The organism is Nocardiopsis sinuspersici (assembly GCF_001998325.1).
Lineage (GTDB): Bacteria > Actinomycetota > Actinomycetes > Streptosporangiales > Streptosporangiaceae > Nocardiopsis > Nocardiopsis sinuspersici.
The window spans coordinates 215,244-236,633 of sequence record NZ_MCOK01000001.1; the positions used below are offsets into that span (position 1 = coordinate 215,244).

At 71.5% G+C, this 21,390-nt stretch carries 19 protein-coding genes; 9 read left to right on the plus strand and 10 right to left on the minus strand.

The features are described 5' to 3' along the window. Nucleotides 1-4: 4 nt before the first annotated feature. From NOSIN_RS00905 to NOSIN_RS00915, 3 genes are read left to right on the plus strand one after another with little or no spacing between them, the layout of a single operon-like run. Nucleotides 5-1,060, plus strand: a complete 1,056-nt coding sequence (locus tag NOSIN_RS00905) for an NAD(P)H-dependent glycerol-3-phosphate dehydrogenase (RefSeq protein WP_077693329.1) — start codon at nucleotides 5-7, stop codon at nucleotides 1,058-1,060. An 11-nt stretch (nucleotides 1,061-1,071) separates the two neighbouring features. Beyond that, nucleotides 1,072-2,301, plus strand: a complete 1,230-nt coding sequence (locus tag NOSIN_RS00910) for a trans-sulfuration enzyme family protein (protein WP_077688911.1) — start codon at nucleotides 1,072-1,074, stop codon at nucleotides 2,299-2,301. A 58-nt stretch (nucleotides 2,302-2,359) separates the two neighbouring features. After that, nucleotides 2,360-3,484 carry a D-alanine--D-alanine ligase family protein gene (locus tag NOSIN_RS00915; RefSeq protein WP_077688912.1) on the plus strand — a complete coding sequence of 375 codons (1,125 nt, stop codon included), beginning with the start codon at nucleotides 2,360-2,362 and terminating at the stop codon, nucleotides 3,482-3,484. 452 nt (nucleotides 3,485-3,936) lie between these two features. Here the strand turns inward: NOSIN_RS00915 and NOSIN_RS00920 are convergent, their stop codons facing one another. The 7 genes from NOSIN_RS00920 to NOSIN_RS00950 form a co-directional block, all read right to left on the minus strand. Further along, a complete protein-coding gene (locus NOSIN_RS00920) occupies nucleotides 3,937-4,755 on the minus strand; it encodes an EI24 domain-containing protein (RefSeq protein ID WP_077688913.1) in 819 nt (272 codons plus the stop codon). Between the two features lie 53 nt (nucleotides 4,756-4,808). Continuing rightward, nucleotides 4,809-5,933 carry a hypothetical protein gene (locus tag NOSIN_RS28150; RefSeq protein WP_077688914.1) on the minus strand — a complete coding sequence of 375 codons (1,125 nt, stop codon included), beginning with the start codon at nucleotides 5,931-5,933 and terminating at the stop codon, nucleotides 4,809-4,811. A gap of 68 nt (nucleotides 5,934-6,001) precedes the next feature. Then, nucleotides 6,002-7,771: a thiol reductant ABC exporter subunit CydC gene (gene cydC / locus NOSIN_RS00930; protein ID WP_077688915.1), complete on the minus strand. Its 1,770-nt coding sequence runs from the start codon at nucleotides 7,769-7,771 to the stop codon at nucleotides 6,002-6,004. Continuing rightward, nucleotides 7,768-9,582 (minus strand): thiol reductant ABC exporter subunit CydD, encoded by a 1,815-nt coding sequence (gene cydD / locus NOSIN_RS00935; RefSeq protein WP_077688916.1) that lies wholly within the window; start codon nucleotides 9,580-9,582, stop codon nucleotides 7,768-7,770. Before cydD ends, cydC begins: the two co-directional genes overlap by 4 nt. A 169-nt stretch (nucleotides 9,583-9,751) precedes the next feature. Next, the gene (gene cydB / locus NOSIN_RS00940) at nucleotides 9,752-10,804 is read right to left on the minus strand and encodes a cytochrome d ubiquinol oxidase subunit II (protein ID WP_077688917.1); all 1,053 of its coding nucleotides are present in this window, start codon (nucleotides 10,802-10,804) and stop codon (nucleotides 9,752-9,754) included. A 12-nt stretch (nucleotides 10,805-10,816) separates the two neighbouring features. Then, nucleotides 10,817-12,262, minus strand: coding sequence for a cytochrome ubiquinol oxidase subunit I (locus NOSIN_RS00945; protein WP_077688918.1), 1,446 nt, complete (start codon nucleotides 12,260-12,262; stop codon nucleotides 10,817-10,819). 381 nt (nucleotides 12,263-12,643) lie between these two features. Beyond that, nucleotides 12,644-13,366, minus strand: a complete 723-nt coding sequence (locus tag NOSIN_RS00950) for a DUF305 domain-containing protein (RefSeq protein ID WP_077688919.1) — start codon at nucleotides 13,364-13,366, stop codon at nucleotides 12,644-12,646. Between the two features lie 89 nt (nucleotides 13,367-13,455). Between NOSIN_RS00950 and NOSIN_RS00955 the strand changes: the two genes are divergently transcribed. Beyond that, nucleotides 13,456-14,241: a DUF3105 domain-containing protein gene (locus tag NOSIN_RS00955; RefSeq protein ID WP_077688920.1), complete on the plus strand. Its 786-nt coding sequence runs from the start codon at nucleotides 13,456-13,458 to the stop codon at nucleotides 14,239-14,241. A gap of 124 nt (nucleotides 14,242-14,365) precedes the next feature. Here NOSIN_RS00955 and NOSIN_RS00960 read toward each other — a convergent pair whose 3' ends face one another. Next, complete coding sequence (locus tag NOSIN_RS00960) at nucleotides 14,366-14,800, minus strand: DUF3515 domain-containing protein (RefSeq protein ID WP_077688921.1); 435 nt, start codon at nucleotides 14,798-14,800, stop codon at nucleotides 14,366-14,368. Nucleotides 14,801-14,864: 64 nt separating this feature from the next. Next, complete coding sequence (locus tag NOSIN_RS00965; RefSeq protein ID WP_077688922.1) at nucleotides 14,865-15,098, minus strand: Lrp/AsnC family transcriptional regulator; 234 nt, start codon at nucleotides 15,096-15,098, stop codon at nucleotides 14,865-14,867. Between the two features lie 133 nt (nucleotides 15,099-15,231). Between NOSIN_RS00965 and NOSIN_RS00970 the strand changes: the two genes are divergently transcribed. Beyond that, nucleotides 15,232-16,221, plus strand: a complete 990-nt coding sequence (locus tag NOSIN_RS00970; protein WP_077688923.1) for a thiamine-phosphate kinase — start codon at nucleotides 15,232-15,234, stop codon at nucleotides 16,219-16,221. Between the two features lie 235 nt (nucleotides 16,222-16,456). Further along, nucleotides 16,457-17,119: a cellulose binding domain-containing protein gene (locus tag NOSIN_RS00975; RefSeq protein ID WP_077688924.1), complete on the plus strand. Its 663-nt coding sequence runs from the start codon at nucleotides 16,457-16,459 to the stop codon at nucleotides 17,117-17,119. Between the two features lie 135 nt (nucleotides 17,120-17,254). On the opposite strand, the gene rpmB is transcribed toward NOSIN_RS00975, so the two are convergent. Beyond that, nucleotides 17,255-17,440: a 50S ribosomal protein L28 gene (gene rpmB, locus NOSIN_RS00980; RefSeq protein WP_073704548.1), complete on the minus strand. Its 186-nt coding sequence runs from the start codon at nucleotides 17,438-17,440 to the stop codon at nucleotides 17,255-17,257. Between the two features lie 361 nt (nucleotides 17,441-17,801). Here rpmB and recG point away from each other — a divergent pair, with 361 nt between their 5' ends. From recG to coaD, 3 genes are all read left to right on the plus strand, one after another. Next, nucleotides 17,802-20,009: an ATP-dependent DNA helicase RecG gene (gene recG, locus NOSIN_RS00985; protein WP_077688925.1), complete on the plus strand. Its 2,208-nt coding sequence runs from the start codon at nucleotides 17,802-17,804 to the stop codon at nucleotides 20,007-20,009. 34 nt (nucleotides 20,010-20,043) lie between these two features. Continuing rightward, nucleotides 20,044-20,625 (plus strand): 16S rRNA (guanine(966)-N(2))-methyltransferase RsmD, encoded by a 582-nt coding sequence (gene rsmD / locus NOSIN_RS00990; RefSeq protein ID WP_077688926.1) that lies wholly within the window; start codon nucleotides 20,044-20,046, stop codon nucleotides 20,623-20,625. A gap of 196 nt (nucleotides 20,626-20,821) precedes the next feature. After that, entirely contained in the window at nucleotides 20,822-21,316 is a 495-nt protein-coding gene (gene coaD / locus NOSIN_RS00995) for a pantetheine-phosphate adenylyltransferase (protein WP_077693330.1), read from the plus strand. Nucleotides 21,317-21,390 lie beyond the last annotated feature (74 nt).

The window sequence follows — 21,390 nt, forward strand, 5'->3', positions numbered from 1 at the left end:
GCGGATGGATACCGACAACGTGAGGATCGCCGTTCTCGGCGCGGGCTCCTGGGGCACCGTGTTCGCGAACATCGTCGCGGACGCGGCCGACCTGGCCCGGGAGAGGGACCCGGACGGCCCCGCGGCCGAGGTGGTCCTGTGGGGACGGCGGTCCTCGGTCGTCGACGCGATCAACGAGACCTCCGAGAACCCGGACTACTTCCCCGGGATCGGGCTGAACCCCCGGCTGCACGCCACCACCGACGCCGCCAAGGCGCTGGAGCGGGCCGACGTGGTGGTGCTGGCGGTACCGTCGCAGACCCTGCGGGCCAACCTCATGGACTGGCGTCCCCACCTGCGTGAGGACGCGGTGGTCGTCAGCCTGATGAAGGGCGTGGAGCTGGGCACCAGCATGCGGGTCAGCCAGATCATCGCGGAGGTCCTGGAGTACCCGAAGGAGCGCATCGCGGTCGTCTCGGGTCCCAACCTGGCCCGGGAGATCGCCGAGCGCCAGCCCGCCACCGCCGTGGTCGCCTGCCCGCACGAGGAGACGGCCGTGCGGCTCCAGGGCCTCTTCAAGTCCTCCTACTTCCGCCCCTACACCAGCACCGACCTGGTGGGGGTGGAGATCGGCGGGGCGATGAAGAACGTGATCGGACTGGCTGTGGGCGTGGCCGAGGGCATGGGCTTCGGGGACAACACCAAGGCCTCCCTGATCACCCGCGGCCTGGCCGAGACCACACGCCTGGCGGTGGCCCTGGGCGCCGACGAGCACACCCTGTCCGGTCTGGCCGGGATGGGTGACCTCGTGGCGACATGTTCCTCGCCGTTGTCGCGGAACCGGACCTTCGGTGAGAAACTGGGCGCGGGCAAGACCCTGGAACAGGTCGTCGCGGAGACCAAGCAGACGGCCGAGGGGGTCAAGTCCTCCGAGTCCGTCCTGGAACTCGGATGGGCCAACGGGGTCGACCTGCCGATCACCGAGGCCGTCGTCAAGATGATGCACCACGACCTGAGTCCGGCCGAGGCGCTCGTGGCCTTCATGGCGCGAACCGCCAAGCCCGAGCGCTACGGGGTCTGAGAGCGAGCACGATGTCACACACACCAGGAAGCGCCGCCGGGACCGGGAGCGAGGGCGAGTACACCCGCGCGGTGTCCCTCCCGCGGGCAGCGGTTCCCGCCGAGCGCCCGATGCGCATGGCCGTCCACCGGGCGACCACCTACGCGTTCGACACCTCCCAGGAGTACGCGGACGTGCTCGCGGGCACGCGGCAGGGCTACTCCTACGCCCGCATCGACAACCCCACCGTGGACGCGTTCGCCGACGGGGTCGCGGCCCTGGAGGGAGCGGGCCTGTCCGAGTCGGTGCGCGGGCAGGCCTTCGCCTCGGGCATGGGAGCGCTCAGCACGGTGTTCATGGCGCTGACCGAGGCGGGCGCGCACGTGGTGGCGTCGCAGTCCATCTACGGCAACACCCACTCGCTGCTCGACGGGCTGCTGCGCCGGTTCGGCGTACGCACCGACTTCGTGGACATCACCGACCTGGACGCGGTGCGCGCCGCCGTGGGCCCCGACACGCGGATGGTGTTCACCGAGACGCTGTCCAACCCCGCCATGACCGTCTCCGACCTGCCCGCGCTGGCGCAGACCGCCCGCGAGGCCGGTGCCGCGCTGGTCGTGGACTCCACGTTCGCCTCCCCGGCCGTGTGCCGCCCGCTGGAGCACGGCGCCGACGTGGTCGTGCACTCGGCCACCAAGTACATCGGCGGCCACAGCGACACCACCGGCGGCGTGGCCGTGGCCTCGCCGTCCCTGATCGAGCGGATCCGCTCGGCGCGCGTGGACCTGGGCCCCTGCCTGGCCCCCGACGAGGCCTACCTGCTGCACCGGGGCCTGGAGACCCTGCCGCTGCGGGTGCAGCGCCAGTGCGAGAGCGCCGCGGTCTTCGCCGCCGCACTGGAGGGACACCCCCTGGTGGAGCGGGTCGACCACCCCTCCCTGGAGTCGCACCCCCAGGCGTCGCTGGCGGACAAGCTCTTCGACCAGGGACGGTACGGCGCGGTCGTGACGGTGCACCCGCGCGGGGGCGAGGAGGCCGGAATGGCCTTCGCCGACCGTCTGCGGGTGGCGACCATCGCCGCCTCGCTGGGCGGCACGCACACGCTGGCCGGACACGTCGCCTCCACCTCCCACCGCAACATGAACGCGGACGAACTGGCGGCCGCGGGCATCTCACCGGGTGCGGTGCGGTTCTCCATCGGGTTGGAGGACCCCCGCGACCTCGTCGAGGACGCCCTGGCGGCCCTCGACGGAGCACGGTGACACGCGACGGTTTCTCCCGATTCCGGTTCCATTCACAGGCGAGATAGGGTCAGGCAGCATGTCGTCCGAGCAGCGCAAGATTCGGGTCGCCGTCGTCTTCGGCGGACGTAGTTCCGAACACGAGATCTCCTGCGTCACCGCGGGCAGCGTGCTGTCCGTCATCGACCAGGACCGCTACGAGGTCGTGCCGGTCGGTATCACCCGCACGGGCAACTGGGTGCTGACCTCGGGCGATCCCGAGCGGCTGCGCATCGACGCGGGGACCAAGGCGCTGCCGTCCGTGTCCGAGGACGGCACCGACATCGCCCTGCCCTTCGACGCGGCGGGCCAGCTCATGGTGGTCGACCCGGTCAGGGGGCCCGAGCGCCTGGCCGGTGTGGACGTCGTGCTGCCGCTGCTGCACGGGCCGTTCGGCGAGGACGGCACCATCCAGGGCCTGTTCGAGATGATGGGCGTGCGCTACGCGGGCGCCGGGGTCTTCTCCAGCTCCGCGGCCATGGACAAGGTCTTCATGAAGGCCATGCTGCGCGGCAACGGCATCCCCACCAGCGACTTCGTGCCGATCTCGGACCGCCAGTGGCGCAACGAGCGCAAGCGTGTGCTGGACGACGTGGCCGCTCTGGGCGCCACCGTGTTCGTCAAGCCCGCCCGCGCGGGCAGCAGCGTGGGCATCAGCAGGGTCGGCGACTCCTCCGACGCCGACGCGGTGGTCGCCGCCGTGGAGGCCGCCCGCGAGCACGACCCCAAGGTGCTGGTGGAGGCGCAGGTCGTGGGCCGCGAGATCGAGTGCGGCGTACTGGAGTCCGAGGACGGCGGTACGCCCGACGTGTCCTTCCCGGCCGAGGTGCACGTGGCCGAGGGCTTCGACTTCTACGACTTCGAGGCCAAGTACCTGTCCACGAGCAGCCTGACCATCCCCGCCCGGATCCCGGAGGAGGCCACGGCGCGGCTGCGCGCGATGGCCGCCGACGTGTTCGAGGCGATGGGCTGCGAGGGCCTGGCCCGCGTGGACTTCTTCTACACCGAGAGCGGCGAGATCCTCGTCAACGAGCTGAACACCATGCCCGGGTTCACCCCGGCCTCGGCCTTCCCGCAGATGTGGGACGCCACCGGCGTGGACTACGCGACGCTCGTGGAGCGGATGATCTCCTCCGCGCTGCGCCGTTCCCCCGGCCTGCGCTAGGCAGTGTCCTCGTTCTCTTTGGACCTTCGCTTCGCTTCGGCCCGTGTTCGGGCGTCCGGAGAACGGGAACCTTCGGCGCCTACGGTGAGACGGCTCGTTCCTCGCAGTCTCGCCTCCGTCACCTCCAGAACCCCGTGGACGCCCGAACCAACCCTCTGTCCTCTTTGGGCCTTCGCTTCGCTTCGTCCCGCCCGTCGCCCGCCACCACCCTCAACGGACGCTGCGCGCGGTTCTTTCTTGTTCGGGTGTCCGGAGAACGGGAACCTTCGGCGCCTCCCGTGCGATGGCTCGTGCCCACGCCGTCGCCCGCCGCCACCCTCAGACGACGGCCTACGGCCGCAGTACTTGTTCATCGCACGTCCGACGCCTCCAGAACCCCGTGGACGCCCGGACCGTTCTCGGGGAGGCCCGTGGGGAGGGGCCCGGGCCGCTGGGCACGGGGCTTTCCGGGTTCAGGCCCCGGGTCCGCCGGGGGCGTCCGGGCCGGTCACGGCGCCTCCGGGCCCCGGCCGGTGCGGGGCCGCGGGGACCAGGTCGCGGGTGAGGAACACCGCGCCCGCGACGGCGGCGGGGAACACCAGGACGGCGAGGAACGGGATCGCCAGCAGGAAGTACGTCGGCACCACGTAGCCCAGCACCCGGGCCCGCCGCGTCTTCATGTGCCTGCGCCTCTCGCGGATGGTCAGCAGGTTCCGGCGGTCGAACGCGCTCGTCAGCAGCTCGATCCCCAGCAGCCACCCGCCCAGCAGGGCGGCCAGCACCGGACCGACCACCTGGCCCACCAGCGGGACGAAACCGATCGCGAACACGGCCACCGTCACGAGCAGGGACATCGCCACGATCGCCAGCGACTGGCGGATCGACCGCCACATCGACGTCATCAGCGACTCGTCCAGTTCGCCGGGGTCGTTGCCCAGCTCCTTCTCCACCAGTTCGGTGACCTTGTCGTAGATCGGCCCGCCCAGGGTCAGCGTGACGGTCGTGAACGCCACCACCATCAGCAGGAACGACCCGGCCAGGAGCGCCACGGACACGGCGCCGCGCACCAGTCCCCGCCACACGGGATCCCAGCCGTCGGCGAAGGGGGTCGCCCAGCCGACGATGTCGGTCAGGTTCACCACCAGGAGCACGAACAGCGCCAGGAACAGCAGTGACGTGATCAGCGCGGGCAGGGCGGCGAGCATGAACAGGCGTGGTCTGCGCAGCAGCAGGGTGAAACCGCGCAGGAGGGTACCGACACCACCGAGGAACTCACGAACAGGATTGGCCACGGGGGAACACTAGAGGAACCCGGCCCCGGTGTCAGATCCAGGGCTTGAGGCTCTCAGGATGAGTCATGGACGAGGAGACCGTTTGCGAAGAGATTTCGTGTACCAGTAGTGATTGAGCAGCGTCCTGGAGTACGCGAAGCGGGCTTCCTGCTCTGAGCGTCGCTCTCGACGTGTTCCACCAGCTGGGGTACAAGCTGCGGCTTGAACTGCCGCTTTCCGGCTGGGGGGAGCCATCCGTCATGGCCGCGATAGCGTTGTGGGAGCTTCCGTTGCATCGCAGGAGGGACATAAGGAGCGACAAGCAGGAACAACCGTTCCGCGGCGACAACGTTGAGGCGAATAGTGAGGTATCCCCGGCCATCTCGCATGAGAGTCCCTGCGATGCCGAGTCTGCGTAGCCCGGTCATGAGCACGAGGCAGTCGTCCTCATCGAAACCGCACGTGGAAAGTGATGCCCTATCCTCTTGGCCTGCTATGTGGCAGAGTGACCCATCGTCCATGTACCAGAACGCGAGGGCGATCGGATCGAGGTGCTCGGCAACCCCGGGCGGAACCCTTTTCCTTCCATTATCGGTCATTTCTCCGAAGTGCTCCGACACACTCGGATGGAAGGTCGAGCGCGCGGTAATGATGGTTGAGCCATAACCACTGGTCAACGTCCGTGTACTGGGGCTGGCAAGATCACCGATAGCCCGCAAAGTCCATCGGACATACTCTTCGTCGGCTTGCCGATGGCCCCACACGACGGACGCGCTTCCGGACTTGGCCCTGTGGAGGTGACCGTCACCCAGCAGTTTCCCCAGCAGTACGGAGCGCTGACAGGGGGTCAGGTCCAGTTCACTGCGCAGCAGCGTGATCCGCTGGCTGGGTGAGTACTCTCCAACCGGTGTGTAGGTGTCTGTCCCTGGTGACCAGACGCGGTGTTCGGAGCCGGACATCAAGGAGAAGAAGGAGCTTCCGCGCCCCGCTCGCAGTCGTCGTCCCGAAAGTTTTGTCCAGGAATATCCCGGTTCTTCGCGGCGCACTTCGGATACATGGGTCGAGACGACGCGAGCATCATGGTCAGTTCCAAGCACTTCATCACTACTTCTGACGTGGACGAGGCGCTTTCGTGTGCCATCCGCCATGGATATTCGTGTTTCGCTGTGCAGCCCGGTGTGCTTCTCTTCCATGGCCATCCTGGGATCGTTGGCTCCTGGAGAGAAGATAGCGAACTCGAGTTCGGAGCGATATGGTTTCGCGGAATTCAGTCCGTGCCCACGTCGCGGTACCACCCCTCCTGGCGGGACAGCTCCTCGTGGGTCCCCTGTTGCAGCACCCGTCCGTCGCGCACCACGTAGATCCGGTCCACCCGGTCCAGGCCCGTCAGGTCGTGCGTGATCAACAGGGTGGAGAACCCCTCGGCGGCGGCCAGCAGGTCCTCCACCACCGCGTCGCGCGTGTCCGGGTCCAGATGGGCGGTCGGCTCGTCCAGCACCAGCACCCGGGGCGACGCCAGCACGGCCCGGGCCAGCGCCAACCGCTGCACCATCCCACCGCTCAGCCCAAGGCCGTGCGTGCCCACCTGTGTGTCCAGCCCCAGGGGCGTCGCCGCCACCTCGCCGGCCAGCCGCGCGCGCCGCAGCGCCTCCCACAGCTCCCCGTCCCCGGCGCCGGGCCGGGCCAGCCGCAGGTTCTCGCGCAGGGTCGACGCGAACACGTGCGGGTCCTGGGGTACCCCCGACACCACCCCGCGGACCTCGTCCGCCGGATACGCCGTGATGTCCTCCCCGCCGATCTCCACCCGTCCCCCGTCCGGGTCCCGGAACCGCAGCAGCACAGACGCCAACGTGCTCTTGCCGGCACCGCTCGGCCCGATCACCGCCACCGTCCACCCGGCGGGGATCTCCAGGTCCACCCCGTCCAGGGCCCACGGCTCCCCGGGTCCGTACCGCACCCGCAGGTCCCGCACCCGGACCGTCGCGTCGCCCTCGACGTCCAGGCCCGCGCGGGTGGGCGGCGCGGTTCCGGCCGGGGTGTCCAGCACCCCGAACAGCCGGGCCCCGCCGGCCCGGATCGCCCCCAGCCTCGCCGCCACGGCGGGCAGCGGCGCCACGATCTCGAACGCCGCCAGCGTCGTCAGCACCAGCACCGCCAGGGACACCGCGTCCAGCGCGCCGCCCTCCACCGCGGCCACGCCCAGGAACAGGGAGCCCCACACGGTCAGTCCGGTGATCAGCGCGCTCGCGCCGGCGCCCAGCCCCAGCAGCGCCGAGTCCCCGCGCGCCAGCCGGGTCAGCTCGGCGTCGGCCGCGTTCACCCGCTCCACCTGCCGCTCCATGGCGCCGTAGGCGACCAGGTCCGGTGCCCCGTGCAGCGTGTCCACCAGCGCCGTCGACAGCTCTCCGCGCGCCCTGGCCTGGCGCCTGCCCGGTCCCCGGCTCAGCGCGGCGGCGGCCAGCGGCACGGCGAGCCCGGCCAGCAGCAGTCCCGCCGCCAGCAGGAGTCCGCCCGGTAGGTGGAGAGCGGTCAGGAACAGGACCGTGGCACCGCCCGTCACCACCGAGACCAGCGGCGGCGTCAGTCCGCGCACCAGCAGGTCGAGGGTGGCCTCGGTGTCGCTGACCAGCCGGGACACCAGGTCGCCGGTCCGGAAGCGGCCGAACGGCTCGGTCGCGGCGAGCCGTTCGTAGACCCGCACCCGCACCTCGGCCAGCGTGCGGAACGCGGCGTCGTGGGTGACCAGCCGCTCCAGGTAGCGGGCGACCCCGCGGCCCACCCCCAGCGCGCGGGTGGCGACCACGGCCACGCCGAGCGCGGTGATCGGCGGGTGGTCGGCGGCGACGGCCAGCATCCACGCGGCCAGGCTCAGCAGGGCCACCCCCGCGCCGGTCGCGGCGGCGCCCAGCAGCACGCCCAGCGCGAACCGGCTTCCGCGCGGCCGGGCCAGTGCGGTCATCCGCAGCAGCGGGTCGCGGCGGCGCTCGCGCTCGGGCACCGGGAGCGGGTCGGCGGGGACGGTGGTGTCGGAGCTCATCGCGACACGCTCCCTTCCTGGGTGGGCAGCGGCAGCGACACGGTGCGCAGGGTGCCGCCGAAGGCCTCACGGGCCCAGCCGGTGTCGTGGGCGACGATGACGGCGGTCCGGCCCCGCAGGAGCCGGGCGACGGCCGTGCGCACCGCCGCCGCGTTCTCCGGGTCCAGGTGGGCGGTCGGCTCGTCCAGCAGTACCAGCGGGGCGTCCCGGCACATCGCCCGGGCCAGGGCGATCCGCTGCCGCTGCCCGGCCGACAGCCGTGCGCCGCGCTCGCCGAGCCGGGTGTGGTACCCGTCCGGGAGCGCGGACACGAACGCGTCGGCCTCGGCCAGACGGGCCGCCTCGCGCACCCGCTCCATGGAGGCCTCCGGTGCGCCCAGCCGGATGTTGTCGGCCACGGACACGTCGAACAGGTAGGGGTTCTGGGGCACCCAGGCGGTGCCCAGCCGCCAGTCGTGGGCCGAAGCCGCCTCCAGCGGCTCCCACCGCCCGCCGGGCGCGCGCACGCTGATCCGGCCCCGTGTGGGTTCGGTCAGCCGCAGCAGCAGCGACAGCAGGGTGGACTTGCCCGCGCCGCTGGGGCCGGTGAGCAGCAGGTGTTCCCCGGCCGCCACCTCCAGGTCCAGTCCGGAGAGAGCGGGTACGTCCCGGCCCGGGTAGAGCAGTTCCACGCCCTCGAAGCGGATGTCGCCGCCGGCGGCGGGCGCGGGCCGCCCGGTGGCCGGGGGAGGGGCCGCGGCAGGGGCTTCGCCGGCCGCCTTCCCCACCGCACCGTCGGCCGTGTCGACGGCCGCGCCGCCCGCCGCCCCGTCGCGACGGACGGGTACGCCGCGCCCGCGGTCCAGCTCGGCGAAGACCTGCTCGGCCGCGGCCACGCCCTCCATGCTCGCGTGGAACCGGGCGCCCACCTCGCGCAGCGGCAGGTACGCCTCCGGCGCCAGGATGAGCACCAGCAGCGCCGTCTGGTAGTCCATGTAGCCGCCCAGCAGGCGCAGTCCCACCTCGACCGCGACCAGTGCCACGGCCAGGGTGGACAGCAGTTCCAGGGCGAACGCCGACAGGAACGCGATCCGCAGCGTCCCCATCGTCGCCAGGCGGTGCTCCTCGCCCACCTCGCGGAGGAGGGCCGCCTGCGCCTTGGCCCGGCGGAACACGGCCAGGGTCGGCAGGCCCTCCACCACGTCGAGGAAGTGCCCGCCCAACCGGCTCAGCAGTCGCCACTGCCGTTCGGTGCGCTGTCGCGTGTGCATGCCGATCAGCGCCATGAAGACCGGGATCAGCGGCAGCGTCACCAGGACGACGGCCCCCGAGATCCAGTCGGCCCAGAACACCACGGCCAGGACGGCGAGCGGCACGATCGCGGCCAGGACCAGCTGGGGCAGGTAGCGGGCGAAGTAGTCGTCGAGCGCGTCCAGGCCGCGGGTGGCCAGGGTGACCAGTTCGCCCGCCCTGGGCGATCCCTGGTCCGTGTCGGAGCCCGGCCCGGCCGTCCACACCCTGCCCGACCCGGTCACGTGCGCCACCAGGCGGCGGCGCAGCTGCGACTTGGTGCGCGCGGCGCTGTGCAGCGCGGAGGTCTCGGCGAGGTAGGACAGCAGGGCCCGGGCCACGGCGATGGCCGCGACCGAGCCGATCACCCAGCCCAGGGTGTCCAGCCCCTCGCCCCGCCAGGCGCCGCTGATGGCGCGGGCGAGCAGCCAGGCCTGGGCCAGGATCAGGCCGGTGACGAGTACTCCGCAGGCCACGGAGACGGCCAGGTGTGTCCGGACCGCGTCGGCGGTACGCACCAGGCGCGGGTCAAGGGGCTTCATACGCGCGGGACCTCACGGCATCGTCTCGATCGTCTCGGCCGGGTGTGCGGGTGTTCGGTACGGATGCGGGGCCTCGTGGCGGCACGGTGCGGGTCCGAAGGACCGGGGCGGGCGACGGCCCCAGTATCCACCCGGACCCGTGCACCGGCCGGGCGCCCCGGTGTCGGGCTCAGACGGCGGGCTCGGGCCTTCCGTCCCGGTCCTCGCCCCGGGTGACGGTCGCTCCGGTGACGGTCTCCCCGGTCACCCTGCGGCGGAACACCCAGTAGCTCCACCCCTGGTAGAGCAGCACGAGCGGCAGGAACACCACCGCCACCCACGACATGAGGGTGAGCGTGTACTCGGCCGAGGACGCGTTGGACACGGTCAGGCCGAACGCCGGGTCGGTGGTGGAGGGCAGCACGTTCGGGAACAGCGATCCGAACAGGGCCGCGAACACCGTCAGGACGGTCACCGCCGTGAAGGCGAACGACCATCCCTCGCGGCGGTGCCAGGCCGCCGCGACCCCGCCCACCAGGGCCGTGGCGGCGATCAGGACGAGCGGCAGGGTGCGCGTCCCGCCGCCGTGCGCGAGCTGGGTCCACGCCAGGAAGAGCGTGCCGGAGGGGACCGCGGCGCACGCGGCCCACAGGGCGGCCCGCCGCGCGCGCACCCGCACCGGCCCGTCGGTCTTGAGGGTCAGGAAGACCGCTCCGTGCAGGGTGAACAGCGACAGCGTCGTCAGTCCACCGAGCAGGGCGTAGGGGTTGAGCAGGTCCGGCACGGAGGCGGTGACAACCTGGTCGGCGTCCATGGCCACCCCCCGGACGATGTTGGCGAACACCACGCCCCACAGGAAGGCGGGCAGGACGCTGCCGAGGAGGATCGCCCGGTCCCACCAGGCGCGCCAGGGGGCGCTGTCGCGCTTGCCCCGGTACTCGAAGGCCACGCCGCGCAGGATGAGCGCGACGAGGATGAGGAACATCGGGGCGTAGAACCCGCTGAGCAGGGAGGCGTACCAGGCAGGGAAGGCGGCGAACGTGGCGCCGAGCGCGGTGATCAGCCACACCTCGTTGGCGTCCCAGACCGGGCCGATGGAGTTGAGGGCGACCCGGCGGTCGACGGAGTCCCGCCCGCCCATGAACGACATGAGCGTGCCCACCCCGAAGTCGAACCCCTCCAGGACGAAGTACCCGGTCCACAGGACCGAGATGGCGATGAACCAGATGACGGTCAGTTCCATGGTCCGTGGCTCCTAGTAGCTGAAGTGCGGGATCCGGGACTCGTCCTCGTCGTCCTCCAGGTCGGGGACGAGGTGCGAGGGGCCGGCCTTGACGTACTTGAGCAGCAGTCCGACCTCGACGACGAAGAGCAGCCCGTACACGGCCGTGAACCCGGCCAGGGTCGTGGCGACGGCGCCCAGGCTGACGCCGGGGGAGACGCTGGCCGCGGTGAGCAGTTCGCCGTGCACGGTCCAGGGCTGGCGGCCCATCTCGGTGAGCACCCAGCCGAAGATGTTGGCGGCCAGGGCCGCGGGCAGGGCGAGCATCGCCGCGTAGTAGAACCACTTGCCGGTGGGCGTGCGCTCCCTGCCCCGGGTGAGGTAGAGGCCCAGTGCGGCGAACGCGACCCCGAACATGCCGAGGCCCATCATCAGGCGGAAGGACCAGTACACGACGAACACGTTGGGGGTGTAGTTCCCGGGGCCGTAGTACTCCTCGTAGGCCTCCTGGAGGTTGTTCATCCCGTGTACCTCGCCGTCGAACTCGCCGGTGGCGAGGAAGCTGAGCACGTTGGGAATGGTGATGTCGATGGGGTTGTACCGCTCCTCGGTGTCGCCGACGGCCAGCGCGGAGAAGGCCGCGCCCTCCTCGGTCTCCCACAGGGCCTCGGCGGCGGCGAGCTTCATCGGCTCGTACTGGGCGGCGAGCTTGGCCTGGTGGTCGCCGGAGAAGACCACCAGAGCGCCGGCGGCCAGGGTGAAGACCAGGCCGACCTTGAGGGCGCCGCGGAACAGGGCGAAGTCGCCCTTGGGCGGGACCACCCCGGCGACGCCGGTGTCGTTGTGGTGGCTGTTGCGCCAGAGCTTGTAGGCGCTGACCGCGACCACGAACAGCCCGGCGGTGACGAAGGCGGCCGAGACGGTGTGCAGGTAGGTGGACCAGGCCTGGTCGTTGCCGAGCACGGCCAGGATGTCGGTGAGCTCGGCGCGGCCGGTCTCCTCGTTGACCGTGAAGCCGACGGGGTGCCGCATCCAGGCGTTGGCGGCGAGGATGAAGTACGCCGAGAGGTTGGTGCCGACGGCGACCAGCCAGATGCACGCCAGGTGCGCGCCCCGGGGCAGCCGGTGCCAGCCGAAGATCCACAGGCCGATGAAGGTGGACTCCAGGAAGAAGGCGAGCAGGGCCTCCATGGCCAGCGGCGCGCCGAACACGTCGCCGACGAAGCGGGAGTACTCGCTCCAGTTCATGCCGAACTGGAACTCCTGCACGATGCCGGTGACCACGCCCATGGCGAAGTTGATCAGGAACAGCTTGCCGAAGAACTGGGTGGCCTGGAGGTACTCGTGCCTGCCGGTGCGGTACCAGAGGGTCTGGAGCACGGCCACGATGAACGACAGCCCGATGGTCAGGGGTACGAACAGGAAGTGGTAGATCGTGGTGACACCGAACTGCCACCGCGCGAGTTCAAGGGCTTCCATATCCGCCTCTCATGACCGACCATCGGTAGTACTACAAACTGTAGTTCTACAGGCTGTCGTAGCGCCATCCGCCCCGGGCGAAAGGGGTGTTCCGTACGTCTCCCCGGGGGAGGGAGGGCCCTTCGGGGCGCCGCTTCCCACGAGGAGCGGAGTGCCCGGACCGCTCCCACCTGGGGCGGAGCCGTGGCGGGGCGGTCGGGGAGGGGCCGGAGAAGCACCCGTGTGGGTTCGGACACACGCGAGTGCGCGCGCTCCCCGGCGCCGGCGGCCACGGGCGGGGGCGTCCACGTCCGGGGACGTCCTACGTACGGGGCGTGCACGTACGACGGCGGCGCGCCCCCTCGCCGGGGAGCGCGCCGCCGCCGGTGGCCGGGCGCGGGATCAGTCCTCCGCGCCGCCCTCGCGCTTGTCGATCATGTTCTCCATCAGGTCGATCTCGGTCTGCTGGGCCTCGATCATCCCCTGGGCGAGGTCGACGACCAGGTCCTTCTCGCCCAGGTCCACCTCGGCCTGGGCCATGTCGATGCCGCCCTCGTGGTGGGCGATCATCAGCTCCAGGAAGAGGATCTCCGCCTCCACGCCCTCGGCTTCCTCCAGGGCCACCATCTCCTCGGAGGAGGCCAGGCCCGGCATGGTGTCGGGGACCTCCCCGCCGCCGCCGTGGTCGTGGCCCTCCATCCAGGCCATCGAGGACCGCGTGCCGCGCGAGTTCAGGTCCCAGGCCATCAGCCATCCCTGCATGATCCCGATCTGGGCCTGCTGGGTGCGGGCGATGTCGGTGGCCACCGTGTCCAGTTCCGAGTCCTCGGTCTTGTCCAGGATGATCATCGACATGTCCACGGCCTGGGCGTGGTGCGCGCTCATGTCGCGTAGGAACCCGGCGTCCGGGCTGGTGTCCAGCGGGTGGGACGGGCGCCCCAGCAGGTAGCCCGCTCCCAGGGCCAGTACGAGCAGGACCACAGCGATCCATGTCGGTACCGAGCGCAGGGACACCTTCGGTGACGCATCCTCGTGCGCCGTCCCGTCATCCGCCCACGTGTGCCCGTCTTCGGCGTCCTCGACGCCGTCGACGGCTCCGGGCGCGGGGCCGTTTCTGTGTTCCATGGGAACCATCCTGGTCGAATCGCACAGCTGTGGTGCCAAAGTAGAGGATAGGTAAGTCCCTTTTGTCACCACCCACCCCAGGAGACCCCGTGGCCAAGAAGAAGACGGCGGAGGAGCGTCGCCGCCGAGCAGCCGAGCTGAAGGCGCAACGCCTTCGAGAGGAACGACGCCGCAAGGTTCTCACCATCGCCGGTGTGACGACCGCTGTGGTCCTGGTTGTGGGACTGCTCGCATTCCTGCTCTTCATGGAGTTCCGGAGCCGCACGGTCTCGGGCGTGGAGGAGTTCGAGGTCGGCTCCTACGAGCACGTCGAGACGGGGCAGCGCGTGGACTACGAGCAGACCCCGCCCGTGGGCGGCGACCACTGGAACGCCTGGCAGAACTGCGGGGTCTACCCCGAGCCGGTGACCTCCGAGTTCGCGGTGCACTCCCTGGAGCACGGCGCGGTGTGGATCAACTACCGGCCCGACCTGCCCGAGGACCAGGTGCAGGCGCTGAACGAGATGTACAGCCCCGGCGACTACCTGGTGATCAGCCCCTACGAGGGTGAGATGGACGCCCCGATCGTGGCCTCCAGCTGGGGCCGCCAGATCTCCGCCGAGACCGCCGGCGACGAGAACCTCCAGCGCTTCGTGCGCCTCTACGAGCGCGGCACCGACGTCCCCGAGCCGGGCGCCTCCTGCTCCGGACAGGTGTCGGAGACCGCGGCCGAGATCGACGCCATGCTCAGCGGTGGCGGAGTGGACACCAGCGGCGGTATGGAGGGTCCCGAGGGCGGTGACGCCGGTGCCGGGGAGGGATCCGGGAACGAGGCGGAGGCCTCCGACGCCCCCTCCGGCGCGGCCGAGGACGAGCCGACCGCAGAGGAGCAGTGACGGGACCTCCCGCCCGCTCCCTGACGTCGTGATCCCTCCGTGCCCCCGCGGCACGAGCGTGCGGGGCCGTCGGCATGAGCCGGCGGCCCCGCACGCGTCGTCCACCGACCCCGGGAACAGCCGGTCAGAGCCGCCCCTCGGGCAGCGGCGGCACGTGCTCGGTGACCAGGTCGCTGACCGTCGACAGCGCGGCGGCGGGGCTGCCGTGGGCGGAGGGGACCGTCAGCTCCACGTAGGCCTCGCGGCCGACCGCCGTGTACAGGGTGGGCGCGTCCTGCGGCTGCGGCAGCCACGTCACGCCGTTGACCTCCTCCACGTAGGAGTCCGGCGCCAGGGCCGCGGGGCGGGCAACACCGCAGCGCAGCCCGATGGGAGGGTCGCCCCAGGCCGCCGTCAGGTCCGACTCGGGGCGCACCCGCGCCCGCTCGGCGTCCAGCAGGGTGTCGGGAAGGGCGGCGACGAGGTCCGCGCAGGTCCCGGCGGTCGCCGCATCCGTCTCCGGAGGATCGATCCGCACGGTCTGCGCTCCGCAGCCCGTCGCCGCCAAGGCGACGGCCATGACCGCTCCGGCGTACGCGTACCGCCTCACAGGGACCTCGCTTCGGACGACGCGACGGGACGCGTCAGATATTGACTATGGGACAGGTGAGTGTCCGGGCGATGCCGTCCAACCGCTGGATCCGGGCCACCACGAGGGCGCCCAGGGAGTCGACGTCTTCGGCGCGGGCCTGGACGATGACATCGTAGGGCCCGGTCACGTCGTGGGCCTTCTCGACCCCCTCGATGCTCCGGATGCGTCCCGCCACCTCAGCGGCCTGCCCGACCTCGGTCTGGATCAGGATGTATGCCTGCACCATGGGTACTCCTTCGTGTGTGCCGGGCGTGGGAGTCGAGCGGCTCCAGGCCGAGCCGGCGGTGCGGTCGACGACGAACGGATGACGAACGTGGGTCCAGGCCACCGCGCTGGAGCGTCACCGTACCCTGATCCCTGTGCGTAACACCATTGGGGGTCTCGGGGAGTTCGCTCTGATCACGCGTGTGACGAGCCAATTCCCCATGACGGACGACGTAATCCTCGGACCGGGGGACGACGCGGCGGTGGTCGCCGCGCCCGACGGCCGGACGGTGGCGACCACCGACCTGCTGGTCGAGGGACGCCACTTCCGGCGCGAGTGGTCCACCGCCGGCGACGTGGGGCACCGCGCCGTCGCGCAGAACTTCGCCGACGTCGCGGCCATGGGCGCCCGCCCCACCGCCCTGCTCATCGGCTTCGCCGCGCCCGCCGACCTCCCCGTCTCCTGGGCGGAGGAGTTCACCGCCGGGGTCCGCGACGAGTGCGCGGTCTCGGGAGGCACGGTCGTGGGCGGGGACATGGTGGGATCGGACACCCTCACCATCGCCGTCACCGCGCTCGGCGACCTCCAGGGGCGCGCGCCCGTGCGCCGCGACGGCGCCCGGCCCGGCGACGTGGTCGCCTACACCGGCCACCTGGGACTGTCCGCCGCGGGGCTCGCCCTGCTGGAGAGGGGCGTCGACGGCCCCGCCGAGTGCCTGTCCGAGCACCGCAGGCCCAGTCCGCCCTACGCGCGGGGCGCCGAGGCGGCCCTGCTCGGGGCGACCGCCATGCTCGACGTCAGCGACGGCCTCGCCCAGGACCTCGGCCACGTGTGCCGGGCCAGCGGGGTGCGCGTCGACCTGGAGTCGGAGGCGCTGCGGCCTGAACCCTCCCTGCTGGAGGCGGTCCGCGTCCTGGGCGCCGGACCCGGGCGGGCGGAGCGGGTGGCGCGCGACCTGATGGTCGCCGGAGGGGAGGACCACGCGCTCGCCGCCGCCTTCCCGCCGGACACCGTGCTGCCCGACCACTGGCACCGCGTGGGGACCGTGGTCGAGGCCGCGCACGGGACCGCGGGGAAAAGCGGTAATCCGGTCACGGTCGACGGACATCCGCCCGGCGGTACTGGCTGGGACCATTTCCGCTGAAAATGAGCCTGTTTGGATTTGTCCTGTTTAGCTCTCGCGCTAGGCTTTGCGAATGTGGCTCACGCCGCTTTCGGACAGAGTGCCCGGATCGTGGAACACAGCGGTCCCCGCGGGATATCCCGTGAGCGACTGACCGAGAAGGGTGAGGGCGTACGCGGCGAAGGGCGACGCAGAGGGAGGCAGCCGGAGCCGGGAGCCCTCGGTGGAGGGCGACGGGAACGTCGAGGGGCGGGTTATGGGGCGGCAGGACTGGCGGGACGGTCCCCGCCGGGGTGCGCACCGCAGCGAGCCGAGGGACGCGGGCGTACTGAGGCGTCTCGGCGGCTTCGTCGAGAGCACGGTTCCCAAGCGCGTCGAACCGCCGAAGCTGATCAACGTGCTCGTCGTCTCCGGGGTCATCCTCGGCCTGCTCCTGTTCGGCTACAGCACCACCCAGATCTACCTCCAGTTCGGCGGTACCCCGGGCGCGGCCGAGTCCCCCGGGGCCCAGGACGGCTCCCGTCCCACGCACGACTCCTCCGCGGAGGCGGAGGGCGGCGCGGCCGCCGGCGGCGACGGGTCGAGGGGGCCGCGGACACAGGCGGGTTCGGAGCCCACAACGGTCGTCTACCGGATCACGGACTCCACGTCGACCGGGTTCAGCGGCCACGTCACCGTCACCAACACCTCCCAGACCAGGCTGGACGCCTGGGAGCTGGCCCTGGCCTTCGACTCCGCCGAGGTCACGGCGGTCACCGGCGCCGACTGGCAGGAGATCGAGGGCGGCATCCTGGCCCGCCAGGCCGAGGGGCAGGACGATCTGGAGCCCGGCGACTCGACCGCGCTCACCTTCGAGGCCGTGGGCGTACCGCAGAGCCCGGTCCGCTGCTCCCTGAACGGGCACGTCTGCCGGCTCTGAGGCCGCGGCCCGTGCCCGGGCCCGGGGGTACGGGCACGCCCTTGGGCGCCCGCCGCCAGCCGCCGTCCGGAAACGACGAGGGCCCCCGACCACGAGGGTCGGGGGCCTTCGACAGATCCAGAAGGGGCGGTGACCCTAGCGGGCCACCTTGCCGGCCTTGATGCACGAGGTGCAGGCGTTCACGCGCTTGGGCGTGCCGCCCACACGGGTGCGAACGGTCTGGATGTTGGGGTTCCAGCGGCGGCGGGTGCGACGGTGCGAGTGGGAAACACTGTTACCGAACCCTGGTCCCTTGCCGCAGACGTCGCAGACGGAAGCCACGGTAACTCCATTCAAGACGCTCGGGATCGCGCACGTCGCCGCACGCGAAGGTTCATCCGACCGGAAGAGGTCGGGCGGACTGGTTGACGTAGAAGCCAACCGTGGAAGAGTACACGAAGGACGCGGTCGGACGCGGAAAAGCCCTGTGCCGCCGACCGGTGCCCGTACGCGCAACGGTGGTACCGCGTGACCGACGACGGCCTCGGTAACCCACCGGAGCATCGAATCCGCCATGCGGGCACGGCGGAAACGCGATGAACTTCGATGAGTATACCCCGGTTGGAAGCGGTCGGGAGCCCACGGGCGTCGCACCGGAGGACTACCGTTGCGGTGACCGGCCATCCGAGACGGGGAAGCACACGTGAGCACCTGGGACGAACCGCTGAGCAAGGGACCGCTCAGGGGCAAGACGGCGAAGGCCCTCGCCGAGAAACTCGGCCTGCACACCCTGGGCGACCTGCTGCGCTACTACCCGCGCCGCTACGACCGGCGCGGCGACCTGACCGACCTCGCCGAACTGCGCGAGGGCGAGGAGGTCACCGTGCAGGCCCGCGTCCTGGACGCCAAACGGCGCACCGTGCCCGCCAGGCAGGGCCGCCGCCGCATGGACATGATGGAGGCCACCGTCACCGACGGCACCGGCCGCCTGCACCTGACGTTCTTCAACCGGGGCTCCTACCACCAGAACGCGCTCGTCCCTGGACGGCTGGCCATGCTCTCCGGCCGGGTCTCCACCTTCAAGGGCCGCCGCCAGCTCGACCACCCCCAGTACGAGCTCCTCGACGAGGACGGCCGCGAGGGCGAGCGGGCCCGGGCCTACGCCGACGAGCTCATCCCGGTCTACCCCGCGGTCAAGGGCATGGACTCCACGACCATCACCCGCGTCATCGACGTCGTCCTGGCCGACGTCGACAGCCTGTCCGACCCGCTGCCGCCCGAACTGCGCGAGCGCCACAAGCTCCTCGGCATCGCCGACGCCCTGCGCGCGATCCACCGCCCCGCCGAGTGGGCCGACGTCGGAGCCGCCAGGCGCCGCCTCAAGTGGGACGAGGCCTTCGTCCTGCAACTCGCGCTCGCGCGGCGGCGCCACCAGGCCGAGGAGCTGCCCGCCAAGCCCCGTCCCGGCGCGGTCGGCGGCATCCTCGACGCCTTCGACGCCCGACTGCCGTTCACCCTCACCGAGGGCCAGCGCGAGGTGGGCGAGCGCCTCGCCGACCGGCTCGACGCCGCGCACCCCATGCACTGCCTGCTCCAGGGCGACGTGGGCGCGGGCAAGACCCTGGTGGCGCTGCGCGCCATGCTCCGGGTCGTGGACTCCGGCGGCCAGGCCGTCATGCTCGCTCCCACCGAGGTCCTCGCCCAGCAGCACCACCGGTCCATCAGCGCCATGCTCGGGGCGCTCGGCCGCGCCGGGCAGATCGACGGGGCCGAGAACGCCACCCGGGTGGCCCTGCTCACCGGCTCCATGAACGCCGCCGCGCGCAGGGAGGCCCTGCTGGACGCGGCGTCCGGTTCGGCGGGCATCGTCGTGGGCACCCACGCCCTGCTCCAGGAGCACGTGACCTTCGCCGACCTGGGCCTGGTGGTGGTCGACGAGCAGCACCGCTTCGGCGTGGAGCAGCGCGACGCCCTGCGTGAGAAGGCCGTGGACGGGCGCCCTCACGTGCTGGTGATGACCGCCACCCCGATCCCGCGCACCGTCGCGATGACCGTGTACGGCGACCTCGACGTGGTCGCCCTCACCCAGCTGCCCACCGGCCGCGCCCCGGTGTCCACGCACGTGGTGCCCGCGAAGGAGAAGCCGCACTTCCTGGCACGGGCCTGGGAGCGCATCCGGGAGGAGGCGGTCGACGGGCACCAGGCGTTCGTGGTCTGCCCGCGGATCGGCGACGACGACAGGGGCGGGGCGGAGGAGGAGGCCGACGGCCACCCGGAGGAGGACGTCCCGGGCGCCCGGCCGCCGCTGGCGGTGCTGGACGTGGCCGCGCGGCTGGTGGAGGGGCCGCTCTCCGGCCAGCGGGTGGAGGTCCTGCACGGCCGGATGGCCCCCGACGACAAGGACGCGGTGATGCGCCGGTTCGCGGCGGGGGAGACCGACGCGGTCGTCTCCACCACCGTCATCGAGGTGGGCGTGGACGTGCCGAACGCCACAGTGATGGTCATCATGGACGCGGACCGCTTCGGCGTCTCGCAGCTGCACCAGTTGCGCGGCCGGGTCGGCCGGGGCCGGCTGCCCGGGCTGTGCCTGCTGGTCACCGACGCGGAGGAGGGCTCGCCGGCCCGGGAGCGGCTGGCCGCCGTGGCCGCGACCACCGACGGGTTCGAGCTCTCCCGGGTGGACCTGGAGATGCGCAGGGAGGGCGACGTGCTGGGCGACGCGCAGTCGGGCGCCCGCTCCAGCCTGAGGATGCTCACGCTGCTCAAGGACGAGGACCTCATCGGGCAGGCGCGCGAGGAGGCCGCGGAGTACGTGTCCGGGGATCCCGGGCTGACCGGGTACCCGCCGCTCGCGGAGGCGCTGGAGACGCTCCTGCCCGAGGAGCGCGCGGAGTACCTGGACAAGGCCTGAACGGCCGAGCCGCTTCCTTGGTTACCTTGGGGGCATGACCCGCATCATCGCCGGAACGGCCGGCGGACGGCGCATCTCCGTCCCCGAGGGCCGCACCACCCGCCCCACCAGCGACCGCGCACGCGAGGCCCTGTTCTCCTCGGTCCAGTCCGACCTCGGCGCCCTCGACGGCCTGCGGGTGATGGACCTGTACGCGGGCTCGGGGGCGATCGGCCTGGAGGCCCTGTCCCGGGGCGCCGCGCACGCGCTGCTGGTGGAGGCGGACCGCAGGGCGGCCCAGGTCGCCAGGGGCAACATCGCGGCGCTCGGCCTCCCCGGCGCCCGGCTGGTGGCCGACCGGGTGGAGAGGGCGCTGGGCCGGGGCAACGACGGGGACCCCTACGACCTCGTGGTCGCCGACCCGCCCTACGCCGTCACCGACGCCGAGGTCACCCGCGTACTGGCCGACCTGGTCGGCCGCGGCTGGCTGGCGGAGGACGCCGTGGTCGTCGTCGAGCGCTCCAAGCGCGGGACCGAACCCGTCTGGCCCGAGGGCCTGGAGCGCGTCCGTAGCCGGGGGTACGGGGAGGCGGTTCTCTGGTACTCCCGCCCGTCACCCGCCACCACCCTCGACTGACGCCTGCGGCGCGGTGCTTCCGTGCCCGTCGCCCGCCGCCACCCTCGACTGACGCCTGCGGCGCGGCACCTCCCGTGCCCGCTCGTCACCGGCGTGGGCGAATGTGGTCACTAAGCGGGTGTTGCCCGAATCGCCACGCGGCCGAACCCCTACGATCGCGATACCCGAACGTAGTTCTGTGAAAGGGGCGATCACCGTGCGCCGAGTCGTCTGCCCGGGTTCCTTCGACCCGGTGACCCACGGCCATATCGACATCATCGGCCGGGCGGCCAAGCAGTACGACGAGGTCGTCGCCGCCGTACTCAACAACGTCCAAAAGCGCGGCCTGTTCACCGTCCCCGAGAAGCTCGACATGCTCCGGGAGGGCACCGCCGAGTTCGGCAACGTGCGGGTCAGCGAGTTCGACGGGCTCCTCGTCGACTTCTGCCGGTCGAACGGCATCGAGACCATCGTCCGCAGCCTGCGCTCGGTCAGCGACTTCGACTACGAACTCCAGATCGCCCAGATGAACTACCAGCTCTCCGGAGTGGAGACCGTGTTCATGACGGCGAACCCGCAGTACTCGTTCCTGTCCTCCAGCCTGGTCCGCGAGATCGCCCAGCACCACGGGGACGTCTCCAGCCTGGTCACTCCCTACGTCGAGCAGCGCCTGCGGGAGAAGTACGCGGAACGGGCCTCCGAGGGACGCTAGCCCGTGCTGGCTCCAGGGCCTCGACCGCGTTGATTTGGGTGGTCGGGGACATGGTAGGTAGAATCGTGGTTTGA

What these genes read in the sequence shown, in the direction of transcription:
- cydC (WP_077688915.1), bottom strand. Translation starts at nt 7,771, where the DNA reads ATGAGCTCCGACACCACCGTCCCCGCCGACCCGCTCCCGGTGCCCGAG.
- rsmD (WP_077688926.1), top strand. Translation starts at nt 20,044, where the DNA reads ATGACCCGCATCATCGCCGGAACGGCCGGCGGACGGCGCATCTCCGTC.
- NOSIN_RS00965 (WP_077688922.1), bottom strand. Translation starts at nt 15,098, where the DNA reads ATGGTGCAGGCATACATCCTGATCCAGACCGAGGTCGGGCAGGCCGCT.
- cydB (WP_077688917.1), bottom strand. Translation starts at nt 10,804, where the DNA reads ATGGAACTGACCGTCATCTGGTTCATCGCCATCTCGGTCCTGTGGACC.
- NOSIN_RS00910 (WP_077688911.1), top strand. Translation starts at nt 1,072, where the DNA reads ATGTCACACACACCAGGAAGCGCCGCCGGGACCGGGAGCGAGGGCGAG.
- NOSIN_RS00950 (WP_077688919.1), bottom strand. Translation starts at nt 13,366, where the DNA reads ATGGAACACAGAAACGGCCCCGCGCCCGGAGCCGTCGACGGCGTCGAG.
- NOSIN_RS00915 (WP_077688912.1), top strand. Translation starts at nt 2,360, where the DNA reads ATGTCGTCCGAGCAGCGCAAGATTCGGGTCGCCGTCGTCTTCGGCGGA.
- NOSIN_RS00960 (WP_077688921.1), bottom strand. Translation starts at nt 14,800, where the DNA reads ATGGCCGTCGCCTTGGCGGCGACGGGCTGCGGAGCGCAGACCGTGCGG.
- cydD (WP_077688916.1), bottom strand. Translation starts at nt 9,582, where the DNA reads ATGAAGCCCCTTGACCCGCGCCTGGTGCGTACCGCCGACGCGGTCCGG.
- NOSIN_RS00945 (WP_077688918.1), bottom strand. Translation starts at nt 12,262, where the DNA reads ATGGAAGCCCTTGAACTCGCGCGGTGGCAGTTCGGTGTCACCACGATC.
- NOSIN_RS00975 (WP_077688924.1), top strand. Translation starts at nt 16,457, where the DNA reads ATGGGGCGGCAGGACTGGCGGGACGGTCCCCGCCGGGGTGCGCACCGC.
- NOSIN_RS00905 (WP_077693329.1), top strand. Translation starts at nt 5, where the DNA reads ATGGATACCGACAACGTGAGGATCGCCGTTCTCGGCGCGGGCTCCTGG.
- NOSIN_RS28150 (WP_077688914.1), bottom strand. Translation starts at nt 5,933, where the DNA reads ATGGCCATGGAAGAGAAGCACACCGGGCTGCACAGCGAAACACGAATA.